Source organism: Microbacterium sp. Leaf436, from assembly GCF_001424715.1.
In the GTDB taxonomy this organism is placed as follows: domain Bacteria; phylum Actinomycetota; class Actinomycetes; order Actinomycetales; family Microbacteriaceae; genus Microbacterium.
Genome location: NZ_LMRB01000003.1, coordinates 428421 through 445822, shown reverse-complemented (window position 1 = coordinate 445822; position 17402 = coordinate 428421). Strand labels below are relative to the sequence as shown.

At 69.8% G+C, this 17402-nt stretch carries 13 protein-coding genes, 1 tRNA gene and 1 other RNA gene; 8 read left to right on the top strand and 7 right to left on the bottom strand.

Translation table 11 applies throughout. The features are described from left to right. Window positions 1-36: 36 nt before the first annotated feature. The 3 genes from ASG45_RS11040 to ASG45_RS11030 are packed head-to-tail and all read right to left on the bottom strand — an operon-like array spanning window position 37 to window position 4615. Window positions 37-3027: a bifunctional [glutamine synthetase] adenylyltransferase/[glutamine synthetase]-adenylyl-L-tyrosine phosphorylase gene (locus tag ASG45_RS11040; protein ID WP_055837143.1), complete on the bottom strand. Its 2991-nt coding sequence runs from the start codon at window positions 3025-3027 to the stop codon at window positions 37-39. Window positions 3028-3038: 11 nt separating this feature from the next. Beyond that, a complete protein-coding gene (gene glnA / locus ASG45_RS11035; protein ID WP_055837906.1) occupies window positions 3039-4379 on the bottom strand; it encodes a type I glutamate--ammonia ligase in 1341 nt (446 codons plus the stop codon). A gap of 26 nt (window positions 4380-4405) precedes the next feature. Next, on the bottom strand, window positions 4406-4615 hold the full coding sequence (locus ASG45_RS11030; protein WP_055837140.1) for a hypothetical protein: 210 nt from the start codon (window positions 4613-4615) through the stop codon (window positions 4406-4408). 97 nt (window positions 4616-4712) lie between these two features. On the opposite strand from ASG45_RS11030, the gene ppgK reads away from it, so the two are divergent. Then, window positions 4713-5498: a polyphosphate--glucose phosphotransferase gene (gene ppgK, locus ASG45_RS11025; protein WP_055837137.1), complete on the top strand. Its 786-nt coding sequence runs from the start codon at window positions 4713-4715 to the stop codon at window positions 5496-5498. Between the two features lie 69 nt (window positions 5499-5567). Then, window positions 5568-5969, top strand: coding sequence for a DUF732 domain-containing protein (locus ASG45_RS11020; RefSeq protein WP_055837135.1), 402 nt, complete (start codon window positions 5568-5570; stop codon window positions 5967-5969). 1027 nt (window positions 5970-6996) lie between these two features. Here the strand turns inward: ASG45_RS11020 and rnpB are convergent. The 3 genes from rnpB to ASG45_RS11010 all read right to left on the bottom strand — a co-directional run bounded on the left by rnpB (window position 6997) and on the right by ASG45_RS11010 (window position 9905). Further along, an RNA gene (gene rnpB / locus ASG45_RS12260) (RNase P RNA component class A) lies at window positions 6997-7369 on the bottom strand. 85 nt (window positions 7370-7454) lie between these two features. Beyond that, window positions 7455-9161: a bifunctional 3'-5' exonuclease/DNA polymerase gene (locus ASG45_RS11015; RefSeq protein WP_055837132.1), complete on the bottom strand. Its 1707-nt coding sequence runs from the start codon at window positions 9159-9161 to the stop codon at window positions 7455-7457. 15 nt (window positions 9162-9176) lie between these two features. Then, on the bottom strand, window positions 9177-9905 hold the full coding sequence (locus ASG45_RS11010) for a zinc ribbon domain-containing protein (RefSeq protein ID WP_055837130.1): 729 nt from the start codon (window positions 9903-9905) through the stop codon (window positions 9177-9179). Window positions 9906-9999: 94 nt separating this feature from the next. Between ASG45_RS11010 and ASG45_RS11005 the strand changes: the two genes are divergently transcribed. After that, a tRNA-Val gene (locus tag ASG45_RS11005) sits at window positions 10000-10072 on the top strand. Window positions 10073-10078: 6 nt separating this feature from the next. On the opposite strand, the gene ASG45_RS11000 is transcribed toward ASG45_RS11005, so the two are convergent. Next, window positions 10079-10774, bottom strand: coding sequence for a DUF1345 domain-containing protein (locus ASG45_RS11000; RefSeq protein WP_055837129.1), 696 nt, complete (start codon window positions 10772-10774; stop codon window positions 10079-10081). A 206-nt stretch (window positions 10775-10980) separates the two neighbouring features. Between ASG45_RS11000 and aceE the strand changes: the two genes are divergently transcribed. From aceE to ASG45_RS10975, 5 genes are all read left to right on the top strand, one after another. Further along, a complete protein-coding gene (aceE, locus tag ASG45_RS10995) occupies window positions 10981-13707 on the top strand; it encodes a pyruvate dehydrogenase (acetyl-transferring), homodimeric type (protein WP_055837128.1) in 2727 nt (908 codons plus the stop codon). A gap of 157 nt (window positions 13708-13864) precedes the next feature. Beyond that, complete coding sequence (locus ASG45_RS10990; protein ID WP_055837903.1) at window positions 13865-15034, top strand: PucR family transcriptional regulator; 1170 nt, start codon at window positions 13865-13867, stop codon at window positions 15032-15034. Window positions 15035-15116: 82 nt separating this feature from the next. After that, on the top strand, window positions 15117-16037 hold the full coding sequence (locus ASG45_RS10985; protein ID WP_055837127.1) for an ACP S-malonyltransferase: 921 nt from the start codon (window positions 15117-15119) through the stop codon (window positions 16035-16037). Next, window positions 16034-17038, top strand: a complete 1005-nt coding sequence (locus ASG45_RS10980) for a beta-ketoacyl-ACP synthase III (protein WP_055837120.1) — start codon at window positions 16034-16036, stop codon at window positions 17036-17038. The genes ASG45_RS10985 and ASG45_RS10980 overlap by 4 nt, the downstream gene beginning before the upstream one ends. Before the next feature lie 68 nt (window positions 17039-17106). Next, a complete protein-coding gene (locus ASG45_RS10975) occupies window positions 17107-17355 on the top strand; it encodes an acyl carrier protein (protein WP_022880558.1) in 249 nt (82 codons plus the stop codon). The last annotated feature ends 47 nt before the right edge of the window (window positions 17356-17402 follow it).

Sequence of the window (17402 nt, the reverse complement as noted above, 5' to 3'; positions counted from 1 at the left end):
GGCGTCGAGCCGTCGGTATCCCCCACGCCCCTCGCGTCAGCCGTAGAACAGCTTGTCGAACACGCGGCGGGCGCGTCGCGTGGCGCCGAGGTAGTCCTCTTCGACCTGCGTCGCGGAGCGCGGGGCGTACTCGAGGATGCGTCCGATCCCGTCGAGGCGCAGGCGGTCCGTGGGAAGCACGTTGCTGGTCTGCCCCGACAGCAGGGTGTTGGCTGAGCGCAGGCGACTGGCGAGATGCCACGCGGCCGCGAGTTTCTCGGCAGCGTCGGGCTCGACGACCCCCGCCTCGACGGCGGCCTCGAGAGCCCCCAGCGTCGAGGTGGTGCGCATTCCCGGAACGGTGCGCGCGTGCTGCAGCTGCAGCAGTTGCACGAGCCACTCGACGTCGCTCAGCGAACCCGGACCGAGCTTGAGATGGCGCGCGGGATCGGCGCCCTGCGGGAGGCGCTCGTTCTCGACGCGGGCTTTGATGCGCCGGATCTCGCGCAGGCCGTTCTCATCGGCGGTGACGGGGTAACGCACCTCATCGGCCAGGTCCATGAACGCGTTGATGAGCTTGACGCTGCCCGCGACGCCACGGGCACGCAGCAGCGCTTGGGCCTCCCACGAGAGCGACCAGCGCCGGTAGTACTCGGCGTAGGACTCGATCGAGCGGACCAGGGGGCCGCTCCGCCCCTCGGGACGCAGCTCGGCATCCAGATCGAGCGGCAGTCGGTGGTCTTCGGAGTGCTCGCGCAGGCCCGCGACGAGCTTGAGCGCCAGGGTGCCGGCCCGCTGCGGATCGACGCCGTTCGAACGGTAGACGTACATCACGTCGGCGTCGGAGCCGAAGCCGATCTCGCGCCCGCCGAAGCGCCCCATGGCGATGACCGCGAAATCGAGGTCGTCGTCTTCGGGGGGAACGACCACGCGTCGCACGGCCCGCAGAGTGGCCTGGATCGTGACCTCGGTGATCGTCGACAGCGCGTCGGACAGCTCCTCGAGCGAGACTGTGCCGAGCACGGCCGCCATCGCCACGCGCAGCATCTCGCGGCGTCGGAGCGCACGCACCGAGCGCATCGCGTCGTCGATGTTCTGCCAGCGCGTCTGAATCGCCCGCGCTTCTTCTTCGAGAGCCTTGCCGGAGCGGGGCCGCAGCAACGCGTCGTCGTCGAGCCATGCGACCGACTCGGGAATCCACTCCATCAACTCGCCGATGTATCGCGAGCCCGAGAGCACGCGAGTGAGGCTCTCGGCGGCGCCGGCGGAGTCGCGCAGCATGCGCAGGAACCAGGGTGTGTTGCCGAGGCGTTCGCTGATGCGGCGGAAGACGAGGAGGCCGTAGTCGGGATCGACGCCGTCGGCGAACCACCGGATCATGATCGGCATGAGATGCCGCTGGATGGTCGACTTGCGGCTCAGTCCGCTGGTGAGGGCGGCGATGTGACGCAGGGCGCCGGCCGGGTCGCGGAAGCCGATGGCCGCCAGACGATCGCGCGCCTGCTCGGTCGACAGGGTGCGCTCGCCCTCGGGCAGCGCCGCCACCGCCGACAGCAGCGGGCGGTAGAACAGGCGCACGTGGATGTCGCGCACCTCGCGCTTGATGCCCTCCCACACCGTCTGCACCCCGGAGGCGGAGTCGGCCAGCCGCGACGCGCGCGCGAGGACCCGCAGGTCGTCGTCCTTCTCGGGCAGCAGAGCGGTACGGCGCAGGCCGCGCAACTGCAGGCGGTGCTCGAGCAGACGCAGCAGGCGATAGTCGCGGCCGAACGCCTCGGCCTCGGAGCGGCCGATGTACCCCTCGGCGACGAGGGCGTCGAGGGCGTCGAGCGTGCCGCGCTGACGGATGCGCTCGTCGGTCAGGCCGTGCACGAGCTGCAGAAGCTGGACGGTGAACTCCACGTCGCGGATGCCGCCCGGACCGAGCTTGAGCTGGCGATTGACCTCGGCGGCGGGGATGTGGTCGGTCACCCGCTCGCGCATGCGCTGCACGCCTTCGACGAAGTTCTCGCGCGCGGCGCTGTGCCAGACGAGCGGCTGCACCGCGGCGACGTACTCGGCGCCGAGGGTGGCATCGCCCGCCAGCGGGCGCGCCTTCAGCAGCGCCTGGAACTCCCAGCTCTTGGCCCAGCGGGCGTAATACTGCTGGTGAGAGGCGAGGCTGCGCACCAGAGCGCCCTGCTTGCCCTCGGGGCGCAGGTTGGGGTCGACCTCCCACAGGGGCGGTTCGATCTCGGGCCCCGAGATGCCCCGCATCGTCTGCACGGCGAGGCGCGTGCCGATGTCGATGGCGCGCGCTTCGGAGACGATGTCTTCGTCGGCGGAGCCGCCGACGAAGATCACGTCGACGTCGCTGACGTAGTTGAGTTCACGGGCGCCGGTCTTGCCCATCGCGATGATCGCGAATCGGGTGGCCTCGACCTGCGCCCTCGGGAACGCCGCCGGGCCCGTGCCGCTCACGCGGCCGCGCGCCACGCTCAACGATGCCTCGAGGGCGGCGCCGGCCAAGTCGGCGAGCGAGGCCGAGACGATGTCGATCGCGCCGGCGGGATCGTCTTGACCGAGGTCGTAGGCGGCGATGCGCGCCAGAAGACGCCGGTATCGCACGCGGAGCGCGACCCAGGCGGCATCCGAGGTATCCGTCGCGAAACCCTCGACGTCGCCGACGGATGCCAGCAGCTCGGCCCGCATGGTCGGCTCGTCGGGCAGGGTCAGACCCGCACCCGAGAGGTGACGCAGTTCGTCGGGGTGACGCAGGTAGAACTCCGCGAACCCGTCGGAGGCGCCGACGATGTCCCAGAGTGCCCGCCACGCGCCCGGATCGCCCGCCGCACCGCGCACCGCGTCGGCGTCGCGGCGCGCCACCTGCACGATCGCCCACAGGGCGCGATCGGGATCGGCCACGCGCTGGGCGAGCTGCATGGCGCCGGCCCGCTCCACGCCCACCAGCTCCGCGAGCTCGCCGAGCAGGGTGTCTGCTTCGGCGAGCTGCGAGAATCCGGTGCGGGCGAGTGCGGTGAGCGCGGTCGTGCGGTCACCTGAGGTCATGGCGGCTTCCGTCAGAGCGCTTCGAGGTTGCTCTCGAGCTCGAACGGCGTGACCTGGGCGCGGTACTGCTGCCACTCGCGTCGCTTGTTGAGCAGCACGTACTTGAAGACCTGCTCCCCCAGCGTCTCGGCCACGAGCTCGGACTCCTCGAGGTACTCGAGAGCGTGGTCGAGGCTCGCCGGCAGCGGCGCGTATCCCAGGGCGCGGCGTTCCGCGTCGGTGAGCGACCACACGTTGTCTTCGGCCTCGGCCGGCAGCTCGTACTCCTGCTCGATGCCCTTGAGCCCGGCCGCGAGCATGAGCGCGTACGACAGGTACGGGTTCGCCGCGGAGTCGAGCGCGCGGTACTCGACGCGCGTGGACTGCCCCTTGTTGGGCTTGTACAGCGGAACGCGCACGAGGGCCGAACGGTTGTTGTGACCCCAGCAGATGAAGCTCGGAGCCTCGTCGCCGCCCCAGAGGCGCTTGTACGAGTTGACGAACTGGTTGGTGACGGCCGAGATCTCGTTCGCGTGGCGCAGCAGGCCGGCGATGAAGTGACGGCCGACCTTCGACAGCTGGTACTGCGAGCCCTCTTCGTAGAAGGCGTTCATGTCGCCCTCGAACAGCGACAGGTGGGTGTGCATGCCGCTGCCGGGCTGGCCGCTGATGGGCTTCGGCATGAAGGTCGCGTACACGCCCTGCTCGATGGCGACCTCTTTCACCACCGTGCGGAACGTCATGATGTTGTCGGCCGTGGTGAGGGCGTCGGCGTACCGCAGATCGATCTCGTTCTGCCCGGGACCACCCTCGTGGTGGCTGAACTCGACCGAGATGCCGAGGTCTTCGAGCATGCGCACCGAGCGACGACGGAAGTCGTGCGCCGTCCCACCCGGGACGTTGTCGAAGTAGCCCGCCGAATCGACCGGCTGCGGGCGCCCATCCGCACCGAGCTGCGACGACTTGAGCAGGTAGAACTCGATCTCGGGGTGCGTGTAGAACGTGAACCCCGCGTCGGCGGCCTTCGCCAGCGTGCGCTTGAGCACGTGGCGGGGGTCGGCGACGGCCGGTTGTCCGTCGGGCGTGGTGATGTCGCAGAACATGCGCGCCGTCGGGTCGATCTCGCCGCGCCACGGCAGGATCTGGAAGGTCGTGGGATCGGGGTGCGCGAGCAGGTCGGACTCGTAGGAACGCGTCAGCCCCTCGATCGCCGATCCGTCGAAGCCCAGGCCCTCGGTGAAGGCCCCCTCTACCTCAGCGGGGGCGATCGCCACCGACTTGAGCGTTCCCACCACGTCGGTGAACCAGAGGCGGACGAACTTCACGCCCCGTTCTTCGATCGTCCGCAGGACGAAATCGCGCTGCTTGTCCATCGTCATCCCTCGTTTCGGTAAGGCTGTCAGGCCTTGACGCCGTCGGAGCCCCAGTCCGCGTCGCGGGCGTCGTCGTCATCCCACTTCTCGGAGCGCTGGCGCAGGATCTCGGGCGCACGTTCGGCTTCTTCGGCGGTGTCGAAGGGGCCGGCGCGGTCGGCCATCGGAGAGGCGAAGCCCTGCTCGACCTGCTTGGTCTCGAGGTTGTACCAGTACTTGTTGCTCTCGTCGCTCACGATGGCTCCTTCGGTGGGTATCGCGTCTCGGCGCGGAACCGCCGGTGCTCCCCCGATCCTACTGATCCCGACCGTGCGCCTGGATAGGCTGGGGGGTATGGCAACGAATGCATCGCGTGCGGTCGGAGTGGACATCGGCGGAACCGGCATCAAGGCGGGGATCGTCGACCTCGATGCCGGCGAACTCGTCAGCGATCGGGTGAAGGTCGCCACCCCCGCGGGGGCGGAACCCGCCGACGTGCTGGCCGCGGTGCGCCAAGTGCTCGACACCCTCGAAGCCCCGGCCGATCTGCCTCTCGGCGTCGCCTTCCCGGCGATCGTGAAGAGCGGCAAGACGCTGTCGGCCGCCAACGTGTCGTCGTCGTGGATCGGCTTCGAGGCCGAGAAGTTCTTCGAAGACGGACTCTCGCGTGGCATCCACTTCGCCAACGACGCCGACGTGGCCGGCATCGCCGAGGTGCGCTACGGCGCCGCGAAGGGCGTCGACGGTCTCGTCATCCTCACCACCCTCGGCACGGGCATCGGCTCGGCCATGATCTACGACGGCGTGCTCGTGCCGAACAGCGAGCTGGGCCACCTGCAGCGCGCCGGGCACAAGAAAGACGCGGAGCACTTCGCCGCCTACTCGGCGATGGAGCGCGAGGAGCTGTCGTGGGACAAGTGGGCGAAGCGTCTGCAGTGGTACTACGACTACGTCGAGTTCCTCTTCAGCCCCGACCTGATCGTCGTCGGCGGTGGGGTGTCGAAGCACTCCGAGAACTTCCTGCCGCTGCTGAAGCTGCGTGCCCCGATCGTGCCCGCGAAGCACCGCAACAACGCCGGCATCATCGGTGCGGCCTCGCTCGCGGTGGCCGTGCCCGAGGCGCTGCCCGCCATCAAGTAGCCGTCCCGAGGCTGAGCTCGACGCCGGGTCGAGCTCCCAGGTGGATGTCAGGGTCGATAGGGTGACGGCATGAAGCGCCCCCTCGCCCTTGCCGCCGTTTCGCTCTCTCTCGTGCTCCTCGCGGGCTGTACCAGCGAGACGACGTCGGAGACGATCACCATCACCCCCGGCCAGTCGGGAACGTTCACCAACGGGGATTCCACCATCGTCGTCGGTGGAGACGCGACCGACGCCCCGCGGGACGAGACTGCGTACCTGAGCGAGATCCGAGACGGCGGCGCGGCCGACAGCGTCCTCCTCTCCGCCACCGACGCCGACCTGCTCGCCGCCGGGCAGGCCGCCTGCGACCAGCTCGCCCAGGGAATCGACGACGACGACATCGCTCTCACGGTGGCGGGCCGGACGGTGAAGGCGGGTAGCGACGACGCCACCGCCATCGTCGACGCGGCGTCCGTCGCACTCTGCGGGTGACGGCGGCCCGGGCCGCGGGCGCTCGCGTCGGCGATACGCGGCTGTCGCGAGGCGACATTCGCGCTCTCCGACGAGCGGCACGAAGCTCCCTCCGCGGCTGAGACCAGGGTTCGCGCCCGCTCGGGTGGCGGCCCGGTTCGACCCGGTGATTCACGCCGCTCCCGAGCGGGACATCGATTGGGCGCAGTGTGGGGTGCGAATGGGCCGGCCTGCACGCAGCAGGCGACCGCTCTCGCCGGTGGCGGCACCGTACATCGCGCCGAGCACGGCGAGCAGGGTAAGAGCGCGAGGTTCCGGTGGTACGACCCCTTACCCGGCGCAATGTTGGCATTTTTCGATACGCGACAAGAAACTAGTAGCGGCGCGGGTCGAAGGGGCATGGAGCACGCCGGGCGAGTCAATGCACTCGTACGATCAGCGTATGGGCGTCCGCGATGGAAAGCTGACTGCAGAACGAACCGCGCCGAGCCTGATTGTTGGGACGTCGATCATGGTTCTGTGCGCAGTCGCCGCTGTCCTGCTGATCTGGTCCGTTGCCGTGCCCACGGGACCGGAGGTATGCGTCCTCACCTACCCCGGGCCACGAAACTGCTTCGTCAGCGATCGGCTTGCTGCGGCCACCGTATCGACGGTGGTACTGGGGTTGACGTTTGCGGTCGCGCTCATCGCGTCCGTCACGTTGTTTCGTCGGTGGTCTTGGGCGGTAGGAGCGGGAGTTGCGCTGGTGCTTTTGGCTGGTCCCGTTGCGTTCGTAGCGGTTGCGTGGATTCCCGCCTGGGCGTGAAACCATGCTCTCCGGCACTACTACGCGAGCCTGCTCATCCGGTACGGCGAGAGCGTCAAGACCGTGCAGGGGCGTCTCGGGCACAAGTCCGCGACCGAGTCTCTCAACACCTACGGCCACATGTGGGCGGACTCCGACGATCGGACGCAGGAATCCGTGGGCAGCGTTCTCGGCGCTCGCGCGGACTCTCTGCGGAATGCAAACGGTGTCGTCTGAGGAAACCGCAGGTCACGGGGAATAGGGCGAATGGGCCGGCCTGTACGCCGGGTTCTGTCCGGGAGCCGAAGCCCCGTGGACGGTCATCTCTCTCGGCGACACGTTGCCGTGCCACTCCAGCGGCCTACCCGGGGACTCGGCGAGCCGCGTCAACATCCCCTGTCTGGCCTTGCTCCGGACGAGGTTTACCTCGCGGGTCGTGTCACCACGACCCCGGTGGTCTCTTACACCACCCTTTCACCCTTACCCGCTCCCACGACGAGCGTGGTGCGGGCGGTCTACTCTCTGTGGCACTGTCTCGCGGATTGCTCCGGGTGGGCGTTACCCACCGTCCTGCCCTGTGGAGCCCGGACGTTCCTCGGCACGGGCGAACCCGTGACGCGACCGTCCAGCCGACCCATTCGCGTCATTCAGTCTACCGGCGGGTCCGCCGTCGCCCCGCCGCCGCCTCGGTCGGGCCGACCCCGGGCGATCCGGGCGATGGCTCAGCCCTTCTCGGCCGTCTCCGAGATGCGCAGGTCGAGCGGGAAGTCGATGGGGAATGCGCCGAAGAGCAGTCGCCCCGCCGACGCGGCGGAGGCACGGACGGCGTCGGCGACCGCGTCGGCATGCACGGCCGGGGTGTGGACGACGATCTCGTCGTGCAGGAAGAACGCCAGGTGCGGCACCCGATCGAAGACCGGTCCCGACGCGGGCGCCGCGTCGGTGGCATCCACCGCGGGGATCGTCGCCAGGCGCGCGCGTAGGTCGGCGAGCCAGGCCAATGCCCACTCCGCGGCGGTGCCCTGCACGACGAAGTTGCGGGTGAAGCGTCCGCGGTCCCGAGCGGAGCGCCGGGCCCGCGTCTCGTCGACCCCCGACGCCTCGGCATCGCTCGCGCGGGACTGCACCGCTCGCCAGTCCTCGCCCGCCGTGGGTGACGTGCGCCCGAGCCAGGTGTGCACGAGCCCACCGTCTTCTCCGGTGCGCGCGGCGTCGTCGACGAGGCGCATGGCGCGGGGGAAGGTGCGCCGCAGGCGCGGCAGCAGGCGACCGCTCTCGCCCGTGGTCGCGCCGTACATCGCCCCCAGCATCGCGAGTTTGGCCTCGGGGCGGCTGGCCACGGCCCCGGTGTCGACGATGCCGGCGTACAGGTCGCGACCGGATGCCGCCTCGGCCAGCGCCGTGTCCCGCGCCATGGCTGCGAGCACCCGCGGTTCGAGCTGCGCGACGTCGGCCGTCACGAGCGTCCAGCCGGGGTCTGCCCGCACGGCGGTGCGCAACTGCCGGGGGATCTGCAGAGCGCCGCCGCCCGACGACGCCCACCTTCCGGTCACGACGCCACCGGGCACGTAGACGGGGCGGAAACGGCCGTCGCGCACCCACTCGGCCAGCCAGGCCCAGCCGTTCGCCGTGTAGAGCCGCATCTGCTTCTTGTAGGCGATGAGCGGGGCGACCACCGGATGGTCGTGCTCGCTCAGCTCCCACCGACTTGTCGATTCGACGAGCAGACCGGCGCGGTGCAGCGACCGCAGCAGACGCGGGTGGGAGTCCAGCGACACCGAGGGATCGCCGAGGGCCGCGCGCACCGCCGCCGCGGTCTGCTCGATGCGGGCGGGCAGGCCGCCACCGTGCCGGGGGCCGAGCTCGTCGTGCAGGATCCGCTCGTGCGCCTCGACGCTCCACGGCACACCGACGGCGTGTAACTCGACGGCGATGAGCGCTCCGGCGGATTCGGCGGCGCAGAGCAGCCGGAGCGACCCCGCCCCCGGTGAGCCGTCGAGGGCGGCGCGCTGACGCCGGTACTCCGCCAGCGCTTCGACGGCGGTGTCGGGCAGACCGGATGCCGCGTCGCCGAGGTCGAAGAGTGTGTCACCGCTCTCGGGGGCCGCGGCGGCGGCATCCCAGTGACGCGCATCGCGCAGGCTGTGGTCGGCGTCGATCGCCGCGGCGTCGCGGAGGAGGACGTGTACGAGCCGGAGGTCCCACGCTCGTGCGACCCGCACTCCCCCGGTCAGGAGCGGTCCGTACCAGGTGGGCGTGTCGGACCAGATCCATCGGACGTCGCCGGCCTCCTCACGCGCGGCGATGGTGGCGGCCAGCGCGTCTCGGGCGACCTCGGTCGTGCGGACCGGTGCCGCTTCGGCATCGAGGTCGATCAGGGCGATCTTGCCCGAGACGGCGCGTCCGACGAGGACCGTGTCAGACGCCACGGACGTCGGCGGGGGTCACCGCGATTCTTCGGTGCGGACGAGGATGGCGCCGCACTCGGGGCAGAACACGACGTCGTCGGTCTGCGCGCGTCGGATCGTCGCGATGTCGCTCGGCGGGATCACCATGCGGCAGGCTTCGCAGGCGCCGGCACGGAGCAGGCCTGCGCCGTTCCCCCGGGAGGCGAGGCGCTCGTAGAGCGCCAGGAGCGCAGCGGGGACCGAGGCCGCTACGGCGTCACGGTCGCGGCGGGCACCTTCGAGACGCGTCGTGGCGTCGGCGACGACGGTCTTGGCCTCGGCACTGAGCTCGGCGCCGAGGGCGTTGGTCTCGGCGATCACGGTCTCTTGCTCGGCGATCGCGGCATCGGCCGTCTCGAGGCGCTCCATGAGCGCGATCTCCATGTCTTCGAGGTCGCCCTTACGGCGGTTGAGGGAGGTGAGCTCGCTCTCGAAGCCCTGCGCCTGCTTGGGGTTGGTCGCGGCGGCGAGACGCTGGGTGTCGCGGGCGATGCGGGCGTCGACCACGGCGACGTCGGACTCGAGCCGCGCGATCTCTGCGGTGATGTCGTCACGCGCGTTGGCCCGCGCCGACAGCTCTTGCGAGAGTGTCGCGCGCTGCGCCAGCAGCTCCCGCACGCGCGGAGCCTGCGGAGGGTTCGCCGACAGGTGCTGATCACGGAGGATGCGGGCATCGAGATCGGCGAGATCGAGCAGTTTGCGCTGGTCGGCGGGGTCGGCATTCACAGGACCCACGCTACCCCGGGGGTCCGACATCCGTAGCCGCGGCCGCCGCCGATGCACATCCGATGCGCGAAGGCTCGTAGACTCATGGCATCCCGGGCCTTTAGCTCAGCTGGTAGAGCGCCACGTTTACACCGTGGATGTCGTCGGTTCGATCCCGGCAGGGCCCACCGCACTCAGTTCAGGATGTTCACGCTGCGCGAGATCACCAGCGCGAGCAGGATGAAGCCCGAGATGGCCTGCACCATCATGAACACCTTCGCGCGGCTGCTCAGCGGCATCACGTCGGTGGGGCTGAAGGCCATGGCGTTGGATGCCGAGAAGTACAGGTAGTCCACGTAGCCGGGCGCCCAGTCCTCGACGTCGGACGAGCGGCGGGCCACCTCGCTCACCGCGTCGCGGTCGGAGTCCTGGGGGAACTGGAAGTCCGCCGCGGGCAGGGCGTCGCGCGCGTCGCGGCGCCGGGCGATGGGACCGCCTCGGTCCATCTCCCAATAGACGACGGCGTAACCGATGACGTTGATCGCCCACACCTGCGCCGCGCCGAGCAGGGTGGTCGCCCCACTCCCCTCTCCGCGCAGCAGCTGCTGAACGAGCAGAAGGAGCGCCACCTGGTTCGCGAGCAGCAGCACCGCGGTGAAGGCGAGAGCGAAGCCGCGCCCCACGCGTGATTCCCGGGTGAGCCGCGCCGGGTTGGTCACCACCATGGGGATCGCGCACAGCACACCCGCGATCACGACCACGTAGCGCAGGATGCCGGAGGCGTCGCTCGGGAGGACGGCGTAGAGCCCCGTGCCCACCGCCAGGGCGATCAGCACGGGCCACCGGTGCTCGGGGCGTGTGCGGAATCCCGCGCGATCGTGCGTGTTCACGCGCTCAGGGTATTCCTCTGCCCGATCACGGATGCTCGACATCGAGGCATCCGAGCACCCGGGAGAGTCGACTCGGTCTTCATGAACAGCCGATGTCGTTGAGACTCGCTAGGCTGGACGCTGGTTGATTGTGCGGAGCGAACAAGGGTTGCCGCACTTTTATGGCGATTCTCTGGCATGACCTGCCAGACGACGAAAGGTCTTCCGTGACTGTTCACGACCAGGATCCGTATTCGCAGGGGCCGCAGGACAGCGACCCGGAAGAGACCGGGGAGTGGCAGGAATCCCTGCGACAGCTCGTCCAGGCGAAGGGTCCGGCTCGCGCCCGCGAGATCATGCTGAGCCTGCTCAAGGGCTCCAAGGAACTGCACCTCAATGTGCCGATGGTTCCGACCACCGACTACATCAACACCATCGCGCTCAAGAACGAGCCCGAGTTCCCCGGTGATGAGGAGCTCGAACGCCGCTACCGCAAGTGGATCCGCTGGAACGCCGCGGTCACCGTGCACCGCGCTCAGCGCCCCGGGATCGGTGTCGGCGGGCACATCTCGACCTACGCCTCGTCGGCCGCCCTGTACGAAGTCGGTTTCAACCACTTCTTCCGCGGTCTCGACGACCCCTCGGGCGGCGACCAGATCTTCATCCAGGGCCACGCCTCCCCCGGTGCCTACGCCCGCGCCTACCTCGAGGGCCGCCTCACCGAGGCGCAGCTCGACGGCTTCCGCCAGGAGAAGTCGCAGGCGCCCAACGGCATCCCGTCGTACCCGCACCCCCGTCTCATGCCGGAGTTCTGGCAGTTCCCGACGGTCTCGATGGGTCTCGGCCCGATCAACGCCATCTACCAGGCGATGTCGAACAAGTACATCTCGAACCGCGGCATCAAAGACGTGGGCGACTCGCACGTCTGGGCCTACCTCGGCGACGGCGAGATGGACGAGGTCGAGAGCCGCGGTCAGCTGCAGGTCGCGGCCAACGAGGGCCTCGACAACCTGACGTTCATCGTCAACTGCAACCTCCAGCGCCTCGACGGACCCGTCCGCGGCAACGGCAAGATCATCCAGGAGCTCGAGAGCTTCTTCCGCGGTGCCGGCTGGAACGTCATCAAGGTCGTCTGGGGCCGCGAGTGGGACGACCTGCTCGCCCGCGACACCGAGGGCGCGCTGCTCAACCTCATGAACAGCACCCCCGACGGCGACTACCAGACCTACAAGGCCGAGAACGGCGCCTACGTGCGCGAGAACTTCTTCGGCCGCGACCCCCGCGCCCTCGAGCTGGTCAAGGACTTCACCGACGACCAGGTCTGGAACCTCAAGCGCGGTGGCCACGACTACCGCAAGGTGTTCGCCGCGTTCAAGGCGGCCAAGGAGCACAAGGGCCAGCCGACGGTCATCCTCGCCAAGACCATCAAGGGCTACGGCCTCGGTCCCCACTTCGAGGGCCGCAACGCCACGCACCAGATGAAGAAGCTGACGCTCGACGACCTCAAGTCGTTCCGCGACGCGATGGACATCCCGGTCACCGACGCGCAGCTCGAAGAGAACCCGTACCAGCCGCCGTACTACACCCCCGGTGAGCAGGACGAGACGATCCAGTACATGCTCGAGCGTCGTCGCGCGCTCGGCGGCTTCCTGCCCGAGCGTCGCACGACGCACGTCGGCCTGGAACTGCCCGGCGATGCCGCGTACGCGCTGCCCAAGAAGGGCTCGGGCACGCAGGAGATCGCCACGACCATGGCGTTCGTGCGTCTGCTCAAGGACCTGCTGCGGGTGAAGGACTTCGGTCACCGCATCGTGCCGATCATCCCCGACGAGGCGCGCACGTTCGGTATGGACGCGTACTTCCCGACGGCGAAGATCTACAACCCCAAGGGCCAGCACTACACCTCGGTCGACCGCGAGCTGCTGCTGGCGTACAAGGAGAGCCCGCAGGGGCAGATCATCCACGTCGGCATCAACGAGGCCGGCGCTCTCGCGGCGTTCACCGCTGCGGGAACGGCGTACTCCACGCACGGCGAGCCGCTCATCCCGGTCTACGTCTTCTACTCGATGTTCGGCTTCCAGCGCACGGGCGACGCCCAGTGGGCGGCGGGCGACCAGATGGCGCGCGGCTTCATCATCGGCGCGACCGCCGGTCGCACGACGCTGACGGGCGAGGGCCTGCAGCACGCCGACGGACACTCGCAGCTGCTGGCGTCCACCAACCCGGCGACCGTGTCGTACGACCCCGCCTACGGCTACGAGATCTCGCACATCGTGCGTTCGGGTATCGAGCGAATGTACGGCGGCAACCACCCCGACCCGAACGTCATGTACTACATGACGGTCTACAACGAGCCCTACGTGCAGCCGGCCGAGCCCGAGGGTGTCGATGTCGACGGCATCGTCCGTGGCATACACCACATCTCCTCCGGCGAGGGCGATGGCCCCCGCACGCAGCTCCTCGCGTCGGGTGTCGGTGTGCCGTGGGCGCACGAGGCCCAGCGCCTGCTGAAGGACGACTGGGGCGTGGTCGCCGACGTGTGGTCGGTCACCTCGTGGACCGAGCTGCGCCGCGACGGCCTGGCCGCCGACGAGCACAACTTCCTGCACCCCGAAGAGGAGCCCCGCGTGGCCTACCTCACCGACAAGCTGAAAGAGGCCGAGGGCCCGGTCGTCGCCGTGAGCGACTGGATGCACGCCGTCCAGGACCAGATCCGCCAGTGGGTTCCGCAGAACTACTGGACGCTCGGTGCCGACGGCTTCGGCTTCTCGGACACGCGCGCCGCGGCCCGTCGCTTCTTCAAGATCGACGGCCCCTCGCTCGCCGTTCGCGCCCTGCAGGCGCTGGCAGAAGAGGGCAAGGTCGATCGCGCCGTCGTCGGACAGGCGATCGAGAAGTACCGTCTGCACGACGTCAACGCCGGCACCAGCGGTAACGCGGGTGGCGAGGCCTGATCGCGTGAGCGATCCGGAGATCGGGACCGGCCCCGCCCTTTCGGGTGGGGCCGGTCCCGATCGCGTTTCCTCCGGCGGTGGCGAGACCGGCGCCGCGCCCGCCGGCACCGACCGCGTCGCGCGCGACAAGGCCGAGACTCTCGCGTGGCTCCGCCGCATCTCGGGCGACCTCGCCACGGCGACCATCCAACGTCTCGAAGACACGCTCCCCTGGTACGCCGGCATGCCCCCGGCGCGCCGCTCGGCCGTCGGACTCGTCGCCCAGGCCGGCATCACCTCGTTCACCCAGTGGGTCGAGGACCCGGCGCAGACCCCCGCGATCGCCTCCGACATCTTCGCCGCCGCGCCCCGCGAGCTGTTGCGCAGCGTCAGCCTCACCCAGACGCTGCAGCTGGTACGCGTGACCGTCGAGGTCATGGAGGAACGCGTCGCCGGGCGCAGCAAGACCGTGCGCGAGGCCATGCTGCTCTACTCGCGCGAGGTGGCGTTCGCCGCGGCCGACGTGTACGCCCGCGCAGCCGAAGCCCGAGGCCTCTGGGACGCCCGGCTCGAGGCCCTCGTCGTCGACTCGATCCTCACCGGCGAAGCCGATGACGAACTCCCCAGCCGCATCGCGGCCCTCGGCTGGCACGGCCACGGCGAGGTCGCCGTGCTGGTGGGCACCACTCCCCCGCAGTTCGACGTCGACCAGGTGCGCCGCACCGCGCGCAAGCTCGGCGTCGACGTGCTCATCGGTGTGCAGGGATCGCGACTCGTGCTGGTGCTCGGACGCGCCGACCTCCCCGCCCGCGGGGGTGACGAGGTCACCGAGCTCGCCTTCACCGAGATCGCCAAGCGCCTCGAGCCCGGCTTCGGCACGGGGCACCTCGTGCTCGGGCCTCCCGTCGCCGCTCTCGTCGACGCGGGACAGAGTGCCCGCGCCGCGCTGGCGGGCTTCGCCGTCGCGCGCGCGTGGAGGAACGCCCCCCGCCCGGTCGAGGCCGACGACCTTCTGCCCGAGCGGGCTCTCGCCGGAGACGCCGTGGCGAAGCAGACGCTGGTGGAGCGTGTCTACCGCCCCCTGCAGGCGCACAGCGCCGACCTGGTCGCCACGCTCTGGAGTTACCTTGACAACGGTCGGTCTCTCGAGGCCACCGCGCGCGAGCTCTACGTGCACCCCAACACCGTGCGGTACCGCCTCAAGAGGGTGTCGGAGGTCATCGGATGGGATGCCACGGGCCCCCGCGAGGCGCTCATCCTGCAGACCGCGTTGATCCTCGGATCGATCGGAACCGACGCCACGCGTCGACGCGGACCCGCCGGTCGGCGCTCCTCTCTGCCGCGCTGATGCACGGCGCGCACAAAGACACGCCGTATTTCTGTGTCGATATCTCCAGAACCCCGCGCCTGATCCTTGGCAGGATGGAACGGTGATCATCGCCGTCTTCCCCGGGCAGGGCTCGCAGACTCCTGGGTTCCTGTCTCCCTGGCTCGAACTCGACGGAGCGCGGGAGCGCCTTGAGGCCTACTCCGAGCAGGCCGGCGTCGATCTCGTCGCCGCCGGAACCGAGTGGGACGCCGACCGTATCCGCGACACCAGCGTCGCGCAGCCGCTCATCGTCGCGGCGAGCCTGCTGTCGTGGTCGGCCCTGACGGCATCCGACGCCCCTCGACCCGCCGGTGTCGCGGGGCACTCCGTCGGAGAGATCGCCGCCCTCGCGGCATCCGGCGTCCTCGACGAGGCCGACGCCCTGCGCCTGGTCGGACTGCGCGGGCGCGCCATGGCCGAGGCGGCCTCGGCCGTCGAGACGGGCATGAGCGCCGTGGTCGGAGGAGACGAGGCGGCCGTGCTCGAGCGTCTCGAAGCGCTCGGGCTCACCCCGGCCAACTACAACGGCGGCGGTCAGATCGTCGCCGCCGGCGAACTGCCCGCTCTGGCGGAGCTCGCCGCCGAAGCCCCGCGCGGCACCCGGGTGATCGCCCTGCAGGTCGCCGGCGCGTTCCACACGCGCTTCATGGAACCCGCCGTCGAGACGCTGCGCTCCGCCGCCGCCGACGTGTCGGTGTCGGACCCCTCGACGACGCTCTGGACCAACTCCGACGGCACGACCGTCGGCGAGGGGCGCCGCGCGCTCGACCTCGTCGTCGCCCAGGTGGCTTCGCCCGTGCGCTGGGACCGCTGCATGGCGTCGTTCACCGAGCAGGGTGTGACCGGCATCATCGAACTCTCGCCCGCGGGCGCCCTGACCGGGCTCGCCAAGCGCGCCCTGCGCGGCACGCCGACCGTGGCGGTCAAGACCCCCGACGACCTCGACGCGGCCGTCTCACTCCTGAAAGAAGACCAGGCATGAGCACCCCCACCCTCCGTCAGCTGCAGGGCCCCGCCCACACGCGCATCTACGCGTACGGCGCCGCGCGCGGCGAGAACTTCGTGCCGAACGACGACCTCGTCGGCCCCATCGACTCGAGCGACGAGTGGATCCGCCAGCGCACCGGCATCGTCACGCGCGTTCGTGCGAACGCCGAGACCGACGTCATCGACCTCGCCTCGGATGCCGCCCGAGAGGCCGTCGAGAAGTCGGGCGTCGCGCCGGCCGACATCGACGCCGTGATCGTGGCGACCATCAGCAACCCCAAGCAGACGCCCTCGGCCTCGGCGATCGTCGCCGACCGGATCGGCGCCAACCCCGCGGCGGCGTACGACCTCAACGCGGCCTGCGCCGGCTTCGCCTACGGCGTCGCCCAGGCCGACGCCCTCGTGCGCGGCGGTCTCGCGAAGCACGTGGTGGTGGTGGGCGCCGAGAAGCTCAGCGACATCGTCGACCCCACCGACCGCAGCATCTCGTTCCTCCTCGGCGACGGTGCGGGCGCGGTCGTCATCGGCCCGAGCGACACCCCCGGCATCGGTCCCACCGTGTGGGGATCCGACGGATCGAAAGCGGATGCCGTGGGCATGAACGCCACGCTGACGCAGTTCCGCGACGGAGCCGCGCCGTGGCCGACGCTGCGCCAGGAGGGTCCCACCGTGTTCCGCTGGGCCGTCTGGGAGATGGTCAAGGTCGCGCGTCAGGCGATCGAGGCGGCCGGCATCGAGCCGTCGGACCTCGCCGCCTTCGTGCCGCACCAGGCGAACATGCGCATCATCGACGAGTTCGCCAAGCAGCTGGGTCTGCCCGAGACGGTGGTCATCGGCCGCGACATCGAGACCACGGGCAACACCTCCGCGGCATCCATCCCGCTCGCCACCCACCGCCTGCTCGAGGAGCACCCCGAGCTCAGCGGCGGGCTCGCCCTGCAGATCGGCTTCGGAGCCGGTCTCGTGTTCGGCGCGCAGGTCGTCGTCCTTCCCTGACGCAGCGTCGCCGAACTCTAGACTGATCGGGGCCCGTCAGGGTCCACCCCTAACAAACAGGAGACATCATGGCATTCACCAACGACGAGGTTCTCGCCGGCCTTGCCGAGCTCATCACCGACGAGACCGGTATCTCGGCCGACGAGGTCGCCCTCGAGAAGTCGTTCACCGATGACCTCGACATCGACTCCATCTCGATGATGACGATCGTCGTCAACGCCGAGGAGAAGTTCGGCGTCACCATCCCCGACGACGAGGTCAAGAACCTCAAGACCGTCGGCGACGCTGTCACGTTCATCACGTCGAACCAGTCCTGACTCTCCCGGTGGGGGCTTCGGCCCCCACCGGTCATGTCTTTCCGGTC

Excerpts from the sequence above, each read along its gene's own strand:
- glnA (WP_055837906.1), bottom strand. The coding sequence starts at position 4,379 with ATGGACAAGCAGCGCGATTTCGTCCTGCGGACGATCGAAGAACGGGGC.
- ASG45_RS11040 (WP_055837143.1), bottom strand. The coding sequence starts at position 3,027 with ATGACCTCAGGTGACCGCACGACCGCGCTCACCGCACTCGCCCGCACC.
- ASG45_RS10980 (WP_055837120.1), top strand. The coding sequence starts at position 16,034 with ATGAGCACCCCCACCCTCCGTCAGCTGCAGGGCCCCGCCCACACGCGC.
- ASG45_RS11020 (WP_055837135.1), top strand. The coding sequence starts at position 5,568 with ATGAAGCGCCCCCTCGCCCTTGCCGCCGTTTCGCTCTCTCTCGTGCTC.
- ASG45_RS10975 (WP_022880558.1), top strand. The coding sequence starts at position 17,107 with ATGGCATTCACCAACGACGAGGTTCTCGCCGGCCTTGCCGAGCTCATC.
- ppgK (WP_055837137.1), top strand. The coding sequence starts at position 4,713 with ATGGCAACGAATGCATCGCGTGCGGTCGGAGTGGACATCGGCGGAACC.